14 protein-coding genes are annotated in these 18,536 nt (G+C 46.8%); 10 read left to right on the plus strand and 4 right to left on the minus strand.

What is annotated here, in order from left to right; translation table 11 throughout:
- Window positions 1–19: 19 nt before the first annotated feature.
- Window positions 20–1,570 carry a RagB/SusD family nutrient uptake outer membrane protein gene (locus tag NF543_RS00785; RefSeq protein WP_257666176.1) on the minus strand — a complete coding sequence of 517 codons (1,551 nt, stop codon included), beginning with the start codon at window positions 1,568–1,570 and terminating at the stop codon, window positions 20–22.
- A 43-nt stretch (window positions 1,571–1,613) separates the two neighbouring features.
- The gene (locus NF543_RS00790; RefSeq protein ID WP_257666177.1) at window positions 1,614–4,646 is read right to left on the minus strand and encodes a SusC/RagA family TonB-linked outer membrane protein; all 3,033 of its coding nucleotides are present in this window, start codon (window positions 4,644–4,646) and stop codon (window positions 1,614–1,616) included.
- Between the two features lie 431 nt (window positions 4,647–5,077).
- On the opposite strand from NF543_RS00790, the gene NF543_RS00795 reads away from it, so the two are divergent.
- On the plus strand, window positions 5,078–5,845 hold the full coding sequence (locus NF543_RS00795) for a DeoR/GlpR family DNA-binding transcription regulator (RefSeq protein ID WP_257666178.1): 768 nt from the start codon (window positions 5,078–5,080) through the stop codon (window positions 5,843–5,845).
- Window positions 5,846–5,857: 12 nt separating this feature from the next.
- Here NF543_RS00795 and NF543_RS00800 read toward each other — a convergent pair whose 3' ends face one another.
- Complete coding sequence (locus NF543_RS00800; RefSeq protein ID WP_257666179.1) at window positions 5,858–6,202, minus strand: hypothetical protein; 345 nt, start codon at window positions 6,200–6,202, stop codon at window positions 5,858–5,860.
- Window positions 6,203–6,362: 160 nt separating this feature from the next.
- Between NF543_RS00800 and NF543_RS00805 the strand changes: the two genes are divergently transcribed.
- From NF543_RS00805 to NF543_RS00820, 4 genes are all read left to right on the plus strand, one after another.
- Window positions 6,363–7,517, plus strand: a complete 1,155-nt coding sequence (locus NF543_RS00805; protein WP_257666180.1) for a glycosyltransferase — start codon at window positions 6,363–6,365, stop codon at window positions 7,515–7,517.
- Window positions 7,518–7,558: 41 nt separating this feature from the next.
- A complete protein-coding gene (locus NF543_RS00810; RefSeq protein WP_257666181.1) occupies window positions 7,559–9,001 on the plus strand; it encodes an arylsulfatase in 1,443 nt (480 codons plus the stop codon).
- A gap of 408 nt (window positions 9,002–9,409) precedes the next feature.
- Window positions 9,410–10,747 (plus strand): M16 family metallopeptidase, encoded by a 1,338-nt coding sequence (locus NF543_RS00815; RefSeq protein WP_257666182.1) that lies wholly within the window; start codon window positions 9,410–9,412, stop codon window positions 10,745–10,747.
- Window positions 10,748–10,780: 33 nt separating this feature from the next.
- Window positions 10,781–12,826: a M16 family metallopeptidase gene (locus tag NF543_RS00820; RefSeq protein ID WP_257666183.1), complete on the plus strand. Its 2,046-nt coding sequence runs from the start codon at window positions 10,781–10,783 to the stop codon at window positions 12,824–12,826.
- A 59-nt stretch (window positions 12,827–12,885) separates the two neighbouring features.
- Here the strand turns inward: NF543_RS00820 and NF543_RS00825 are convergent, their stop codons facing one another.
- A complete protein-coding gene (locus tag NF543_RS00825) occupies window positions 12,886–13,407 on the minus strand; it encodes an NADPH-dependent FMN reductase (RefSeq protein ID WP_257666184.1) in 522 nt (173 codons plus the stop codon).
- 324 nt (window positions 13,408–13,731) lie between these two features.
- On the opposite strand from NF543_RS00825, the gene NF543_RS00830 reads away from it, so the two are divergent.
- The 5 genes from NF543_RS00830 to lepB all read left to right on the plus strand — a co-directional run bounded on the left by NF543_RS00830 (window position 13,732) and on the right by lepB (window position 18,523).
- Complete coding sequence (locus NF543_RS00830) at window positions 13,732–14,529, plus strand: ParA family protein (RefSeq protein WP_257666185.1); 798 nt, start codon at window positions 13,732–13,734, stop codon at window positions 14,527–14,529.
- 1 nt (window position 14,530) lies between these two features.
- Window positions 14,531–15,451: a ParB/RepB/Spo0J family partition protein gene (locus NF543_RS00835; protein WP_257666186.1), complete on the plus strand. Its 921-nt coding sequence runs from the start codon at window positions 14,531–14,533 to the stop codon at window positions 15,449–15,451.
- Window positions 15,451–16,179 carry a DUF5683 domain-containing protein gene (locus NF543_RS00840; protein ID WP_257666187.1) on the plus strand — a complete coding sequence of 243 codons (729 nt, stop codon included), beginning with the start codon at window positions 15,451–15,453 and terminating at the stop codon, window positions 16,177–16,179. Before NF543_RS00835 ends, NF543_RS00840 begins: the two co-directional genes overlap by 1 nt.
- A gap of 116 nt (window positions 16,180–16,295) precedes the next feature.
- Entirely contained in the window at window positions 16,296–17,045 is a 750-nt protein-coding gene (gene dapB, locus NF543_RS00845; RefSeq protein WP_257666188.1) for a 4-hydroxy-tetrahydrodipicolinate reductase, read from the plus strand.
- Window positions 17,046–17,107: 62 nt separating this feature from the next.
- Window positions 17,108–18,523, plus strand: a complete 1,416-nt coding sequence (lepB, locus tag NF543_RS00850; RefSeq protein WP_257666189.1) for a signal peptidase I — start codon at window positions 17,108–17,110, stop codon at window positions 18,521–18,523.
- Window positions 18,524–18,536: the final 13 nt, after the last annotated feature.

Here is an 18,536-nt window from a genome sequence, read left to right on the forward strand (position 1 = left end):
GATTAGTTTATATGCCCCGTTAAAATGGATAACCCGGATTCTGCGTGAGATCGGGGTTGAGTTCCCGCTCCGACTGCGGTATGGGATATAGGAGACGAGTTGCCGTTACTTCATATGAAGCAGGTACCAGGTAATTATATTTTTCCTTCTGTGCAATCCCGTAGGCGGTCAACACTTCCACCGCTTTGCCTGAACGCAGCAAATCAAACCAGCGGTGGTTCTCAAAAGCGAGTTCCACGCGACGCTCATGTGCAATCGCCTCACGCAACGCATCCTGATCCGTAATAGTCACGGGAGATATCCCTGCACCAAATGCGCGGTCTCTCACCTCATTCAAAAACAACAGCGCCTCATTTGATTTATTCTGCTCGTTTAACGCTTCGGCCAGTAACAGCAATGCATCCGCATACCGGTAAACGGGCCAGTTGTCATCGGTGTTACTCGCAATGGAATGTGGGTTCAGGTATTTCTTGATATAAGGCACACTCGTTGTACCTGGGGCAGGAGTATAACCCACGATGCTTTTATTGGCCGTGATTGCAAACACATTGCTGGCGTTGTACGTGCCTTCGGCTATAGCGATGGAGGCATCGAGCCGGGTATCATCCGGTTCATACGCAGCAATCATATTCTCGGTTGGCGTATTCCATCCACCGGCTGTTATGTTATTCGCTTGCACACCGGTTATCGGTGTAGTATTGGCTGTACGAGGCAAAAACCGGTAAATAAAATCACTTTGCTGGCCGCCTTGTGCCCCCTCCCGATATTGCACTTCAAAAATAGATTCGCGGCTGTTTTTATTGGCCGTTGAAAAAACGGAAGCATACTCGGGCAAAAGCTGGTAACCCATGGCAGGCAGTGTTTTGAGCAAACTTTCGGCATCCGGATACCGTTGCAGCGTGAGGTACACCTCGGCTAACAGCATGGTTGCCGCACCTTTGGTAGCTTCTCCCGTTTGCGGGAAGTCCGCCGGAACTTGCAACTTATCGATGGCTTCCTGAGCGTCTGCTATGATCTGCTCATATACCTCTTCGGCCGATGAACGGAGCAGAAAAGCATCTTCCGCTACTTTTGTTTCCTTTAGAAACAGCGGTACACCGCCAAAATAGCGCACAAGCCTGAAGTAATTGAAAGCTCGTAGGAATTTGGCTTGGCCTTCGATATCCACCCTTGCTTCCTCGGGTATATCAGCCAAGGGCAATCGTTCGATGACAATATTTGCTCTTGAAATACCCTTGTAGCAATGGAAGTAGACCGCATTGGTATAGGCATTGTTGGGTGCATCGGTAAAGTCCGCGATGTTCTCGCGGTATTGATATGCCGTACCGCGATTGACCTCATAGTATTCATAATGCGTGTTATCAGTACGCATTTCAGCGGTGTAAAAATCATTGACCAGTACGTCGCGCAGCGGTGCATAAGCGGCAGCAAGGGCCTGCCTGAAGTGTGCTTCGGTTTGATAAAAGGTCATGCCCGACTGTGAGTCTTCCGGCGAGAGCGCTATAAAGCTCTTGTTACAGGATGTGCTGGTAACAGCAAGTATAAAAAGGGAATAAACGATCTTCTTCATGAGAAATAGGATTATGTTTTACACGATAAATCAACCTAAGCCTTTACCTGAATGATGTGCTGATACCGAAAGAATAGGTACGTGGCACCGGGTAGGCATTCTCATCCACTCCGATGCCCCTTGTGGCATCCAGCCCGCTAAAATTAATCTCGGGATTCATCCCGGTATATCCCGTGATGACCAATGCTTGCTGTATAGAAGCATACACCCGTAAGTGTTTCATCAGGAGATTATTTTTAAGCGGCACGGTATAGCCAAGGGAAATATTCTTAACAGTTAGGTACGAACCGTTTTCTACCCACTGCGAGTTGACCGAGCGGCCAATCGCCGTGGTATTGACCAAGGTGCGGGGATAAGTACCAGACCCGGGATTTTCTTCAGACCGCCAGCGGTCTTTTGCTGCCGCCACGAGATTTCTTGATCCATCCATATTGGTTTGATAGGCCCATTTCACGGGGTTCAGTATGTCTCCGCCTACCGATCCAGCCATGGTGATGTTCAGGTCAAAGTTTTTATACCTGAAATCGTTCGAGAAGCCAAATTGAAAATCGGGGGTTGGGTCGCCAATAAACGTGCGGTCGTTTACATCATCAATTACCCCATCGGGCACCCCATTCGGACCGGAAACGTCCCGTACCTTGATCGTCCCAACAGCCGAGTAATTATTGCCCGCGATATACTGAGCAGAGTTGGCCAGATCCTCAGCATCTTTATACAGGCCTTCATATATAAATCCATAAAACTCGCCTAACCTACGTCCTTCCTGATTGCGGAAATAATCGGAAGAAACGGTGTTATTCCGCCGGATGAAGCCTGGTGCTACCAGCGATTTAATTAGGTTCCTATCAAACGATACATTCAAACTGGAGTTCCACTGGAGGTTACCGGTCAGATTGGTGGTACTCACTCCAATTTCATGTCCCCAGAACTCAAAAACCCCAATATTATATTGGATGCTGGAGAACCCCGAAGCCTGCGGGATAGGCCTACTTTGAATCATTCCGTCGGTTATCTTATGGTAGTAATCATAGGTCAATGACAGCCGGTTGGCCAGCAAACTCACATCCAATCCGATATCAAACTGTTTATTGCGTTCCCATTCCAAGTCATCATTGCCCAAATTGCCTATGGTAATACCCGGCACCATCGAACCATCAAACACGTAGTTGTAGTCTCCCAGAGTAGCCACATGCACATAGTTTCCGAAACTATTATTGCCTGTTATCCCGTAACTCGCCCGCAGCTTCAACAGGTTAATTTGCTCAAACCGATCCATAAAACTTTCATCACTAATGATCCACCCGGCAGAGATGGAGGGAAAATATCCGTATTTTCTGTTGTTTCCGAAACGCGACGATCCGTCCTGCCGGATTGCGGCCGACAGCAAATACTTACCTTTGTAATTATAATTTAAGCGGGCAATTGTTGAGAGCAAAGAATAGTGAGTGGTATTGCTGCTCCCTCCACTGATGACCGTGGCGGCATTGATCCATTCCACCTCGTCGCTCGGAAACTCGGTTCCAGTCACCGTGTTGCTTTCCTGGTCAAACCGCTGTGCGGAATACCCGAGCATAGCCTCCATGTGGTGCTCGTTGAGGAACGTCTTATTGTATTGTAGATTCGCTTCGGCCGTCCACGAGTAATTGTCGACCGCCGTACTGACGCCCGTGGCGATTCCGGTTTGGACAACCGTTGATGGGATGAAATAATTACGTGTTTCAGCACCTTTGTCGACACCCAGGTTGGTATTCAGACTCAATCCTTCCAGAAACTCATAGCTCAAGAACGCATTTCCCAGGATGCGTGTGGTTTTATAATCGTCTTTTATTTGGGTAAACAATGCATACGGGTTGATGTTGGTGACCATGCCTGGCGTATTCACGTTGATTGGGAAGCTTCCATCAGGATTTATATGCGGAGTAATCGGACTTGCTTCCACCGCTTTCTGGAACCAACCACCAACCCCGTCACTGTTCAACCGGTTATTATGGTCAATACGGTAGCTGGGAGCAATATTAAAGCCTATTTTTAATTTATCTGCCAATGTCAGGTCTTGGTTAAGGCGTAATGAAAAAAGCCTGGTACCGGTATTAATGATGACGCCCTGCTGTTCTTGGTACCCCGCAACAACGGTAGAAGTCGAATTCTCGCGGGCGGTAGAAATAGTCAGATCATAATTTTGAATGGGCGCCGTACGCGTAAGCAACTGATACCAGTTGGTGCCCTCTCCATACTGCTCCGGGTTTTGATATATGGGATCCAACGTTCCAGTAAAACCTTCATATTTTACCCGGTCTTCATGGCGCTCTTTCATGAATTGCGCGAATTCGCGGGCATTCATCATATTCGGCACCCTGTTCCCGGGTATTTGCTGGATACCGTAGTTGCTGTTGAAGTCAACCTTTGCATCACCGACCTTCGCACGTTTCGTGGTAATGAGGATTACCCCATTAGCGGCCCGGGAGCCATATAATGCAGTGGCCGAAGCATCTTTCAATACGGTAAACGTCTCTATTTCGGATGGATTTATATTGTTGATACTTCCGGTAATGGGCAATCCGTCGATCACAAACAACGGCTGACTGCTTGAAAACAATGATGCTGCCCCGCGTATCCGGAATGACATTCCTCTGCCCGGTTGTCCACTACTCTGTGCAATCTGCACACCGGCTACTTTTCCCTGAAGCTGTTGGGCAAACTGCCCTACGGGCATATCCTGTAATTGTGCGGCGCTCACCTCTGCAATGGATCCGGTGACCTCGCGTTTGCGCTGTTTACCATAGGCAACTTCTACCTCTTGCAGCAGTACGTTGCCGCTCATCTCAATATCAAGTTCTTGTTTTTCGCCCGCCGTAACTTTTACATTTGCAAACTTCACAGGCTCATAACCCACATAGCTAGCAACGACCGTGTAAACACCAGTTGCCAAGCTAATCGAGTAGTTTCCGTTGGCATCGGTTTTTGTGCCGATTGTTATTCCTGAGATAGATACAGAAGCCCCAACTAGAGGAAGCTGTCCATCAGTGATCTTTCCATGGATAATGCCGTTCCCACTTTCTTGCGAAAACACCAGCATTCCACAAAACACAAAAAGGGTTGTCAAACAGGCACTCCAACACTTTAAAATGCTTTCATAATGTTTATTTATCATAACGATTTAATTGGTATATAATGGCATTAAGTGAATTGGTAACTCAAAATTAGCGCGAATAAGTAAATTATCTGTCATGAACTGTCATGGTTTTAAATAAAAAACAAATGTATTTTAACATTATTAAAATAATATTAAACATATATTAAAATATTAAATAAATAAAAATAAATCAGGTCAGGGTGTTGCACTGTAAAAAAGCATATATGCAGCGTTCCAATTCTTAACAAAGCAACTTTTATAGCTAAAAAGTTAGCTTATGTTCATAAAATCTGTTAACATTGTATCTTGGGTGACCAAATTAAAAGATATAAGGTTAAGAAACTTAAGGCATAATCGATATTAATATTATCCCGATGAAAAATATTACTAAACGGCACCAATTCATCTTAGAGCGACTCAAAGACAAAGGCCAAATCACCATACCCGAACTCATCGATCTTACGCAAGTATCGGGGGTGACCATTAGAAAGGATCTCAAGTTTCTGGAAGACAAGGGGCTTATTTTTATCACGCGTGGTGGGGCCTCGCTCACGAATCCCTATACTGTAGACCGCCCCATTTATGAAAAAGCGACCATTAACGCCGAGCAGAAAAAGAAAATTGCCCATGCTGCCGTCAAACTAATCGGAGAAAATGACGCCATCATCATCGGGTCGGGCACCACGGCATTTGAATTCGCTCATCATCTCCATCCACAAAAACCTTTGACAGTAATCACCCCTGCCGTGAAAGTGACCATGGAACTCTGCAATCGACCCAATGTGGAGGTATTGCAGCTTGGCGGCCTCATCCGCCCCAATTCATCATCCGTAGCGGGCCCCTATGCCGAATATATGCTTGATCGGGTATCGTGTGGAGTGCTATTCATTGGTGTAGATGGCATCGACCTCGGCTTTGGATTTTCGATCAGCAACCTAACCGAAGCCAATATCAACCAAAAAATGATTAACACCTCACAAATCATCGTGGTGCTGGCAGACAGTTCTAAATTTGGGAAACGGGGCATCGGGAAGATCTGCGACTTGGAGCAGGTGCAATATATCATCACAGATGATGGCATCTCCGAGTCTACGGTGAGGGCCTTAGAGGACAATGGGGTAAAGGTAATCGTGGCCAAATAACCTGGGTATCCGCTACCGCTTCACTAAGAGCACTTCGTCATTGCCTAAGAGCAAATAGCCGTATTCATAGCAATAGCGGTATTGGTCGCCCTTCTTGGTCGTGTAAGTACTGGTGATATAACCGAAATCAAAACCTTCGTCCTGCAATGTTTTGCGTTTCAACTTTGCTTTACCATCGGGATTAAGGGTTTCAAGGATTTTCCGGTTGCGTTTAAGTATGGAATTGACCTTACGGAGATAGATAGTCTCCTCACTATGTAGTCGGTTGTTGTGGTTGCTGCGACAGGCATCGTCGCAGAATTTCTTGTCGGCTCGTCCAATGATTGGCTGTTCGCAATCTAGGCATCTTCGTTCCATAGGCAACGGCTTTGTTGAATAATTATGTTCAGATGATGGCTAAAGATAAGAGTTCTTCCATTAAATAAAAAACTTTTACGCTCACCATAACGTATGGGTATAACACCATTTTTATATTTGCGAGGCTAATTGTAGCTTTGTCTACATTCATCCTGCATAGATGCGCATACTCATTATACACAACCATTACCAATCTTCAGGTGGCGAAGATGCTGTTTTTGAGCAAGAAAAATCATTATTATCTACCACAGAAGTAGTTGCTTCACTCACTTTTCAAAATCGAAAGAGTTGGAAGGGCGCCTGGCAGACGTTATGGTCGCCCTGGAACATATGGGCAGGCCGCAGGGTAAAAAAGGCCATCCAAGCGCATCGGCCTGATGTCATCCATATCCACAATCTGCATTACGCTATCGGGCCCATTGCCATCCGTGTGGCCAAGCGACAGGGTATTCCTGTGGTAATGACTCTCCACAACTATCGCCTATTATGCCCCTCGGCCACCCTGTTCCATCAGGGGAAGCCATTTACGGACAGCATACATGTTCGCTTCCCTTGGAAGGCCATCCGGTTGGGTGTGCATGCCGGCTCTATGGCCAAAACCTTTTGGCTTGCGTTTACGGTGTGGCTGCATAAGAAAATAGGCACCTGGCAAATGGTAGACCGTTACATTGCGCTGACGGACTTTGCCAAAAGGTTATTCCTCGACTCAACGTTCGGGGTGCCTGCAAACCAGTTTACAGTGAAACCCAATTTCGTGACAGAACCAAACCTACGTCCTATGAAACGGCAACCGCATTTCCTATTTATCGGCCGGCTTACCGAAGAAAAAGGCATCGCTGTATTACTGGAAGCTTTCATGGACAGCAATCTATTGCTCCGGATAGCGGGAGACGGGCCACTAAAGGGCGCTGTTGTGAATGCCTCCAAAAAGTACACCAACATCACCTATCTTGGCAGACTTGACAGAGCCGCTATCGGCGCACAACTAGCCGAATGTAGCGCGCTGATATTCCCATCCATCTGGTATGAGGGCATGCCGATGACCATCATAGAGGCTTTTGCCGCCGGCACTCCCATGATTGCCAGCGACATTGGCGCAATGCCGTCCATGGTCGCCGAAGGCCGCTCCGGATACCTGTTCCCCGCCGGGAATGCGTCGGCATTACGAAAAAAAATACAACAATGGTTTCATACAGATGAAGCCGCCAAGGCGCAGTTGGGAAGCATTGCGCGGCAGGAATATGAGCGCAGGTATACTCCGGAAAAAAATAAAACCTTACTTTTAGGAATCTATGCAGCTGTCATACAACGATAACCTACACAGAAAAGGCCAGTTACTAAATCAAATTAAATACCATGAGATCGCTTCTTATTCACGCACTATCATTCATTTGCACGATATCGTTTATGGGCTGCACACCCCAATCAAGGCATACCGAAAAAAGCCCGAATATTGTGTTCATCCTCGCCGATGACTTAGGGTATGGTGATTTGGGTTCTTACGGCCAACAGCTTATCAAAACTCCCCATCTCGACCGGCTCGCCGCCGAAGGGATGCGTTTTACGCAGTTCTACGTGGGCACTACGGTATGCGCTCCTTCCCGATCGGCCTTGCTTACCGGACAACACACCGGGCACACGTTCGTGAGGGGCAACAAGGAAATTCAGCCTGAAGGGCAAGAGCCACTTCCTGATTCTGCCCAGACTTTTGCTCAACTGCTACAACAAACAGGCTACGTAACAGGGGCCTTTGGCAAATGGGGCTTGGGTATGGTGGGTACCAGTGGCGATCCCAACCAAAAAGGCTTCGATGTTTTCTTTGGATACAACTGCCAACGCCAATCGCACCGCTATTATCCCACCCATCTGTGGCACAACGATGAGAAAGTCGTACTGGAGGGCAATGACCTAACGGATAAGGCATACTATGCGCCAGAAATCATTCAGAATCAAACCCTGGCATTCATTGAAAGCAATAAAGATAAACCTTTCTTCCTGTTCGTGCCTATGGTTTTGCCCCATGCCGAGCTCCAAGGCCCTGAAGACGAACATTATAAACAGTATGCAGAAACCTTCGACGAGACGCCCCACCAAGGTAACGGCTATGGTCCGGATGCCACCACTGGGGGTTACGCGTCTGTGGACAAGCCCAGGGCCACATATGCTGCCATGGTAAGCCGGCTGGACGCCTATGTAGGTCAGGTATTGGAAAAACTGGATGAGCTGGGCCTGGCTGACAACACAATCGTCCTGTTCGGAAGCGACAACGGTCCGCATGTAGAAGGAGGTGCCGATCCTAATTTTTTTAACAGCGCAGGCGGACTGCGCGGTGTGAAGCGTGACTTGTATGAAGGCGGCATCCGTACGCCTTTCATTGTAAGGTGGCCGGGAAAGGTTGCTGCGGGAAGCTCTTCGGACCATATCGGTGCGTTTTGGGATATCATGCCTACATTCGTGGAAATTGCGGGCGCACCGAAGCCCAATTATACCGATGGCCTTTCGTTTTTGCCTACGCTGCTTGGACAAGAAGGGCAACAACAACACGCATACCTCTACTGGGAGTTCCACGAAGGCGGCGGCAGGCAGGCGGTACGTATGGGCAATTGGAAGGGCGTTCGGTTGCAGGTCAAGAAAAATCCGGATGCTCCCATCGAGCTTTATGACTTGGCCACCGATACCGCCGAACAGCATAATGTCGCCGACGAGCATCCGGACATTGTAAAGCAAATAGCGGAACTCATGAAGGAATCGCATCAGGAAAGCGCGGTATTCCCTTTTTTCGGCGGGCGAACGGAATAGGACAACCTAACACAATATCATTTTACTTTGTGCTTCTTCCATCACGCGGAAGAAATTACTGTACCCTATTCTGATAATTTCTTATATGTAGATAGAAAAAGGATAAGATAATCTCAGTACTAAGTGTGTTTATTATTATCTTTATAACGTTATTATATAATAGTATAAATTTTCTTCTTTGCTTATTTAATTTTTTATAAAGAGAAGCCATAGGGAGATCGTATACAATGTGTCATCCATTATGTCACTGAGGTCGTAGTCCAGCATAATATAACAACATGAAAAACAACGCTAAAACCTGTGGTTATACGAAAAATGTAACAATAGGTTTCCTTTTTCATCCAAGAATGGTAAACTTGCAAGTGTTATTATCAACATAGCTTGTTCTGTTAACCATATCACAGCACAATGAAGAAAATTCTATCAGCCCTTGCGTTTGCCGGTTTACTGTTGCATGCAGTTACTCCCGCAAATGCCCAAAACAGCATTGAGTTCAAGGAATTCAAGCTGGATAATGGCCTCACGGTCATCCTCCACCAAGACAAGACCACTCCTATCGTGGCTGTATCTGTCATGTATCATGTGGGCTCGAAAAACGAGAACCCGGAGCGTACCGGCTTTGCCCACTTCTTTGAACACTTGCTCTTCGAGGGCACCGAAAACATTGGCCGGGGCGAGTACATGAAAAAAATCGAATCCATCGGCGGCACGCTCAATGCATTTACCTCCAATGACATCACCTACTACCATGAAGTGGTACCTTCCAATTATCTAGAGACTGCGCTTTATATGGAAAGCGAACGCATGCTACATGCTAAGATTGATTCCATAGGCATCGCCACGCAACGCAGCGTCGTCAAAGAGGAGAAGAAACAATCGTATGACAACCGCCCATATGGTACCATTCTGTTGGAGACCTTCAAACGTACCCATCAAGTGCATCCCTATAATTGGACGGTCATCGGTTCAACCGAGCATTTGGATGCAGCCACGTTGGATGAATTCATGCAGTTTTACCGAACTTATTATGTACCCAACAATGCCGTGCTTTCCATCGCGGGCGATATCGATTATGCCCAAACCGAGGAATGGATAAGGAAATACTTTACGGAGATACCGATCGGCATTGGCACCATCAATCGCCCTTCGGTTAAGGAGCCGAAGCGCACCGCGGAAATACGTGATATCGTCTATGACAACATCCAATTGCCTGCGGTCATCCATGCCTATAACCTACCTCCAAAAAAACACAAAGATGGCCCTGCACTGGAAATGTTATCCACTTATCTTACCGGTGGAAAAAGCTCGTTGCTAACCAAGGAAGTGGTAGACAGGCAGCAAAAAGCCGTGGCCGTGGCAGCTTTCCCATTGGATTTGGAAGATGGGGGTGTATTCCTGCTGTATGGAATTGCTAACATGGGCGTAGCGGCAGACACGGTTGAACAAGCTATTGATGAGCAAATCAATAAAGTCATGGCCAATGGGATTTCGGAAACTGATTTCCAGAAGCTCAAAGCGCAGATTGAAAACTCCGTAGTAAACCGACATGCCTCCGTGGCGGGCATTGCACAAAGCCTTGCCGAAGCCAAGACATTTTTCGGCGATGCCAATGCCGTGAACAAAGAGCTGGACAAATACAATAAAGTTTCCCGCTCCGACATTCAACGGGTGGCAAAGGAGTATCTCAACAAGGATGGCCGGGTAGTATTGTATTACTTACCCAAACCTGCCCAAGCACAGCAATAGGCCGTATCATTTTATCAATAAATAGGAAAAGCCATGAACAAGATCAGCATATACCTCTTAGTTGCATTATGCAGCACTGCGGCTGCTTTTGCCCAAGTAGATCGCAGCAAATACCCCGAACCCGGTCCGGCGCCACAAATCAATATCGGCGAACCTGCCACGTTCACCTTGCCTAATGGATTGAACGTGTTCGTGGTAGAAAATCACAAATTACCGCGGGTCACCTACTCGTTGGTATTGGACCGTGATCCCCTCTTCGAAGGCGATAAGGCCGGCATCACTTCCCTCATGGGCGACATGCTCTTGGGTGGCACCACCGGCCGTAGTAAGGACGAACTGGATGAGGCCATCGACCGCATCGGCGCACGCATCGGCGCATCCTCCACTTCGGCAAATGCTTCATCCTTGAAAAAATACAACGGCCAATTGCTTGAACTATTTGCCGATGTACTGTTCAATCCTTCGTTCCCACAGGCAGAGTTAGATAAGCTCAAGAAACAGACTATCTCAGGCCTGGCTGCTGCCAAGGACGACCCCAATAGCATCGTGGGTGTGGTGAGAAACGCTGCCATGTATGGCAAGGACCATCCTTATGGGGAAACCGAAACCGAAAAGACGGTGGAAAACATCCAGGTAGAAGACATTAAAAACTACTACAACACTTATTTTAAGCCCAACATTTCCTACCTAGCCATCGTGGGTGATATTACCGTAGACGAGGCAAAAAGACTTGTGGATAAGTACTTTGCAAATTGGCAAAAAGGCGAGGTACCCAAGCACGAATGGCCGGCTCCCAAAACTCCCCAAGGCAACAAGGTGGTGCTGGCAAACCGTACCGCAAGCGCCCAATCCATCATTAATGTGGGTTACCCGTTTGATCTCAAGCCCAATGACCCGGATGTCATTGCCGCCAGCGTAGTGAGCCGTGTACTTGGGGGTGGTTCGTCGGGCCGTTTGTTCCTCAATCTACGCGAAGACAAGGGATACACCTATGGTGCGTATGGAGGCATCAGCCCAGGCAAACTCACCGCTACCATCAATACCAACGCCAGCGTGAGTACAGCCGTCACCGATAGCGCCACGCAGGAATTCATCCATGAGTTGAAAAGGCTAAGCGAGAAAACGATCACACAGGATGAGCTCGACCTCGCTAAGGCCGCGCTGGCAGGCAGCTTTGGCCGTTCGCTGGAGCAGCCATCTACAATAGCCAGCTTTGCCATCAATACGGAATTACAGAAGCTTCCGAATGATTATTATAAAAATTACCTAAAAAACCTCGACGCCATTACACTGGATCAGATAAATGACATTGCTTCCAAGTATGTCCGTGGTGATAACCTACAAATTACCGTCGTGGGCAAGACGGATGACTTCGCCGACAAGATGGCACGTTTTGGCGATGTACAATTCTATACCGTCACAGGTGATCCAGAAGTGAAAGTGGAAATCACCGATGCCAGTATCACCGCCGAAGGCGTTATCGCGAAATACATCGAAGCCATTGGTGGCCCAGAAAAACTAAAGGCGGTGAAAACTTTGAAATCCGTAATCGAAGCAGAGATTCAAGGGATGGCCATCAGTATCGAACAATTGGTAGACAAAGACAAAGGCATTGCCGTGCAAAACACCAAAATGGGTGGGCAGGTGCTATCAAAAGTGCTCATTACGAAAGACAAGGTAAACATAACGGCACAAGGGCAACCGCAAGAACTCCCTGCCGAAGCAGCTAAGGCCTACCAGATACTTTTGGATATTTTCCCGGAACTTACTTATGGGGAGAAGGGTGCTAGCCTGGAGTTGGACGGTATAACCAAGGTGAATGATGAGGATGCATATAAAGTGAAAATAACTCAGGGAAGCATCTCTACCGTCGACTACTTCAGCATCGCATCTGGCCTCAAACTAAAATCAGAAAGCGAATTGTCTGGCGAAACAACCATTGCACAATATGGCACATACGGCGGTATACAATTCCCGGAAACCATCACCATCGTTAACAAGATGATGCCCATGCCGTTGAAAGCGGTGACCAAAGAAGTGGTCATTAATGGGGAAATCAGCGCTGAAGAACTGAAATAATAGCTAAACCTGATGGGTTAGAAATCAGGTCTGATAGCTTTTTAAAAACCTATCAGGCCTTAAAACCGAATAAACGCCTCTATCTGTTCATTGGTGAAACGTAGCGTATCGACTTTATAAAGGTCGCCCGCTTCATTTAGCTCACTGAAAATATGCGGGATGTGGATGCGTAGAGGCAGTACGTTCAAGCGAACATAATGGCAAACACCCGTGAAATGGTCTACACCACGCACATTGCCATATTTGCCACTGGAAAGCCCCACCAATGCTGCTTTCTTATTGAAAAAACTATCAGGGAACTTGCAAGCATCCACAAATGTCTTTAAGATGCCCGGGAAGCTGCCATTATACTCAGGAATCACGAAGATAAACTTTTCCGTGGCTATGATGCGTTCCTGTACGGGCTTGAACGTAGCGCTGCACTTGCCGTACATATCTGCCGAAATGAAATTGGCTTGTAGGTCGGCAAGCGAAAGCACATGCGCACCTACGCCTTTTTCCACTAGCTTGCGCTGGTAGTAACTGGCCAATTTGAATGTATTGCTATGCGGACGATTTGTCCCCGAGACGATTGTAATCATTATAATATCATTTAAAAAGCATAGGTGATAACTTATCTTGAACGCTTAATGCTCATATGGACATTATTTCTTCGTTATCAGCCATATGGAATATTCATGTGAATTTGCGCTATAAGGCATCATGAATATTTCGTATCTTAGCCCCTCGTATTCGTACCTGTTGAAATGCCCAAAAGTACAAATTAACGGATACTTCTGGGCGCCCAACAACAATGTTTGTATGGTTTGGCTCGTTTTTATTCCAAACGTAGCCACCAAATGTGGGATATTCCCACATTTGGTAAACAGATACGAACGAAAAAGGATCATTTTTTATCATTATTCATGGGTAAAATTATTGCAATAGCCAATCAAAAAGGAGGTGTTGGCAAGACTACCTCATCCATCAACCTGGCGGCGAGCTTGGCGGTGTTAGAGTATAAAACGTTGTTGGTGGATGCTGACCCACAGGCCAATTCTACATCGGGGATCGGGTTCGATCCGCGTACCATCAAATCCAGTGTCTATGAGTGTTTAATCAATGACCTGGATCCACATGAAGCCATCCAGCATACCGATACGCCCAATCTGGATTTGATGCCTGCGCATATTGACCTTGTAGGTGCTGAAATTGAAATGATCAACCTGCATGAGCGGGAATTCAAAATGAAGCAAGTATTGCGTCAAATCAGCGATGAGTACGATTTCATCGTAATCGATTGTTCGCCCTCTTTGGGCTTGATTACCATTAATGCCTTGTCAGCCGCCAATTCGGTTATCATCCCTGTACAATGTGAATATTTCGCACTCGAAGGATTGGGCAAATTGCTCAATACCATCAAAATCGTACAAAACAGGCTCAACACCGACTTGGAAATCGAAGGTATTTTACTGACCATGTACGATGTACGTTTACGGCTGTCTAACCAAGTGGTGGAAGAAGTGAAATCGCATTTCAACGAATTGGTCTTTGACACCATCATACAGCGCAACACACGGCTAAGCGAAGCACCAAGCTTCGGCATATCCGTCATCATGCACGACGCCAATTGCAAAGGCGCTATTAACTATTTGAATTTGGCACGCGAGATACTCCAAAAAAACGGCCTAGCAAAAGAAGAGAAAGAACAGGTAACTGTATAACATGGCAGCACAACAACGGAAAATTGGATTGGGTAAGGGATTGAGTGCATTGCTCAATGATTCGGAAGATGTAAAGCGGCAATCCGAAAATAAATCGGTGGGGGAAGTGCCGGCACAAAAAGTGCCCGGCAATATCAGTACAGTAAACGTTTCACAAATCGCTATCAACCCTTTTCAACCGCGGACGGATTTCGATGAGGACGCACTGCGCGAATTGGCGGATTCCATCAAGTTACAAGGTCTCATACAACCCATAACGGTGCGCCAAACAGCTAATGGCACCTATCAATTGATTAGTGGCGAACGACGGTTGAGAGCCTCAAAACTCGCTGGACTCACTGAAATACCAGCATACATCCGCACAGCCAATGACCAGCAGATGTTGGAAATGGCCCTCATCGAGAATATCCAACGCGAAAACCTCAATGCCATCGAGGTAGCGCTGAGTTTTCGGCGGATGATCGAGGAATGCAACCTCAATCAAGAGGAGCTTGGCGAACGGGTGAGCAAAAACCGTTCAACAGTGACCAATTACCTACGCTTGCTGAAATTACCTCCAGTCATACAGGCTGCCATTCGTGATGGACAGCTCAGTATGGGGCATGCACGAGCACTTGTCAATGCGCCTGAGGTGGATAAGCAACTATATATTTTCCGCGAAATCATCAAGAAAGGACTTTCTGTGCGAAGGACCGAGGAACTGGTGCGCGAAATGCAACAACAGGCTACCAAGCAATCCAGTAAACGTGACAAACCTTCCCCCCTATCCTTCCAGTACCAGAAAGTGGAAGATGACTTGGCTTCCAAATTCGCGACGCGGGTGAAGCTTAAGGTCACTGACAGAAAGGGCATCGGTGCCATTGAAATCCCATTCCATTCCGAAGATGATCTGAATAGAATCCTCGAATTATTAGACTGGTGATGAATCGCTTGTTACTCATCATGTTTTTTATTTTCGTAGCCATGGGCACCATTCGGGCGCAGGAACCGGACAGCCTCCGGCGTGATACCATACCGAAAGTGGCCGATAGCCTTGCCGTAGATAGCGATACCACGGAAACCCGTAGAGAAAGAAGGCAACGGGAAAAGCGCGAAAGAGAGGCCAAGGAACAGGAGCAGGTGATTTTCAAGGATTCAGCCAGATTGGCGCTTGAAGCACTCTCAAACAAAGCTTGGAAACGTTCATTGGCGATTCCCGGATGGGGGCAATACACCAACGGTGGACTTTGGTGGATTAAGGTGCCTGTTATTTATGGAGGATTTGTTTCGACCGCATTGATATTCGAATTTAATAATAGATACTATAGCGATATACTTGAAGAAGTGCAGTACCGACTCGCCAACAATCATGCACAGCCTCCTAATACAAAATATCCTAATTTACCCACAGATAGCTGGGCCACGGAACGCTTGATAAACGCAAAAGACGTTTACCGCCGTAACCGTGATCTTTCGATTTTAATCACCGTAGGTTGGTGGGGAATTAATGCCATCGAAGCCTATGTCAATTCCATGTTAAAGTATCGATGGGATATCGGTGATGATTTGGGATTCAAGGTTACCCCAACGCTATTGCCCCAACCCGCCACCTCATTAGCCTACCAGCCATTTGCCCTTGGCGTCAAAGTAAGCATCAATATTGGTAAGTGAAAGCGATGTGAGAAAAAATCACGTTCCAATGAAATTGCTGGACATTTTATACTAAGTTTGCGAATTGGCAATTAACCAGAGATAGACAAACGACAATCACCCAGTCATTTACTGAAATGAACATTACATTACTTGGATACGGCAAAATGGGGCAGCTCATCGAGAAATTTGCGCTACAGCGTGGTCACCAGATCCACCTTATTGTGGACGAAAACAATCGAGAAAACATCCGTGCCTCAGATATCGAGGGAGCCGACATGGCCATTGATTTCAGTAGGCCAGAGGCCGCGGTAAGTAATATCGATTTATGTTTCAAAGCAAATGTGCCCCTTGTAGTGGGTACTACCGGTTGGTATGACCAGCTCGATGAAATAAAAAATAGGTGTCTTGACGGTAACAAAACGCTACTTTATGGCTCTAATTTCAGTATTGGGATAAATGTTTTTTTCCATATCAATAAGCTATTGGCAGCCGTGATGAATCCGTATAAACAATATGATGTACAGGTAGAGGAAATCCACCATACCCACAAACTGGATGCTCCCAGCGGCACAGCCATTACCATTGCCGAGGGAATCATCGATCATACGGATTCCAAGTCGGAATGGTTAAACAACCTTATTGGTGAAGGAGAGGAGACTATTCCCAAAGCCCACCAGTTGCTCATTGAAAGCCACCGTATCGATGAGGTACCGGGTACACATACCGTCTTATATAGCTCGGAGGTAGACCAGATCGAATTCAAGCACACTGCCCACAGCCGGGCGGGCTTTGCACTTGGTGCAATCATCGCCGCTGAATGGCTCGAAGGCAAAACCGGGTTTTACCAAGTGACGGAAATGTTTAACTTTGGCGGGCGCATTTAACACAGCATGGCATACATGCTTAAGCTATTTGTAAATAAACGTATTTAAACAGAACCAACCATATGGGATATATTGTTTTTGCTATCATTCTTGTCCTTATCCATTTTGGTCTTTGGAAACTCTTTGTCAAAGCAGGTCGCCATGGCTGGGAATCGCTGATACCCATATATAGGGAATATGTCATTGCTAAAATCACTGGGCGACCGGGATGGTGGATTGCATTGTTACTGATACCCATTGTCAATATTTTCATTTTCTTTGGCTTATATCTTGATTTGGTCAAGAGCTTTGGGAAATATCGGTTTTGGGAACATGCGGCAACGATCTTCCTGCCATTTGTGGTCTTACCGTTCTGGGGCAATGACCTCAAGACCGCTTACCTGGGCAAATCCGCGACACCCGAATTCCGGAAGGAACACCCTTATAAAAAATCCGTAGCCCGCGAATGGGCCGATGCCATCGTGTTTGCGGTGGTAGCTGCCACCCTTATCAGGGGCTTCCTTATAGAGGCCTACATGATTCCTACCGGCTCCATGGAAAAAAGCCTGCTTGTGGGCGATTTCCTGTTCGTGAGCAAGTTGAATTATGGGCCCCGAGTACCCATGACGCCTGTGGCCTTCCCCTTTGCGCACCATACCATGCCGCTCACCGGGGGCAAAGCCTACTGGGAAGGCATTAAATTGAAATACAACCGACTGCCGGGCTTCCAGCAGATTGAGCGTAATGACGTGGTCGTGTTTAACTATCCGATGGAGGCTGATCCCCCATTCAGCAGACCCATAGACAAACGTGAAAATTACATCAAACGTGCCGTGGGTATTCCGGGCGATACCCTTGCCCTGCGGGAAGCACAAGTGTATGTCAACGGAAAAAAAGGATTCAACCCACCAAATGGACAATTGGATTATTATGTGTATACCGATGGAACCGGATTGAACCCAAAGCGGTTGCTTGATATGCGCATCGAGCATCATCTTCGCGAGCCCTATCTACTCTTTCTTACGGACAAGGCCTACGATGAAGTAAAAAACTGGGCAAACGTGACCAAGATAATCCCCAATATCAGGCACCGTGACATGGCTGAGCCAGGTGTATTTCCAAGTAACCCGTTATATGCTTGGAACATCGATAATTTTGGGCCCATCATCATACCTAAAAAAGGTTGGACCGTGAGCCTTGATACCCTTACCATGCCGCTATATGAGCGTGTCATCCGGGTTTATGAAGGCAATGAATTGGAAAGCCGTGAAGACGGGTATTATCTTAATGGAAACAAGGCTGATAGCTATACCTTCAAAATGGATTACTATTGGATGATGGGCGACAACCGCCACAATTCCGAAGATGCGCGGACCTGGGGTTTCGTACCTGAAGATCATATTGTAGGCAAGGCCTTATTTGTATGGCTTAGCTGGGACAAGGATGGCACATTCCTGAGCAAAATACGATGGAATCGCCTATTCATGGGCATCAAATAAAAATAATCCGCAT

The organism is Parapedobacter tibetensis (assembly GCF_024704835.1).
GTDB lineage: Bacteria > Bacteroidota > Bacteroidia > Sphingobacteriales > Sphingobacteriaceae > Parapedobacter > Parapedobacter tibetensis.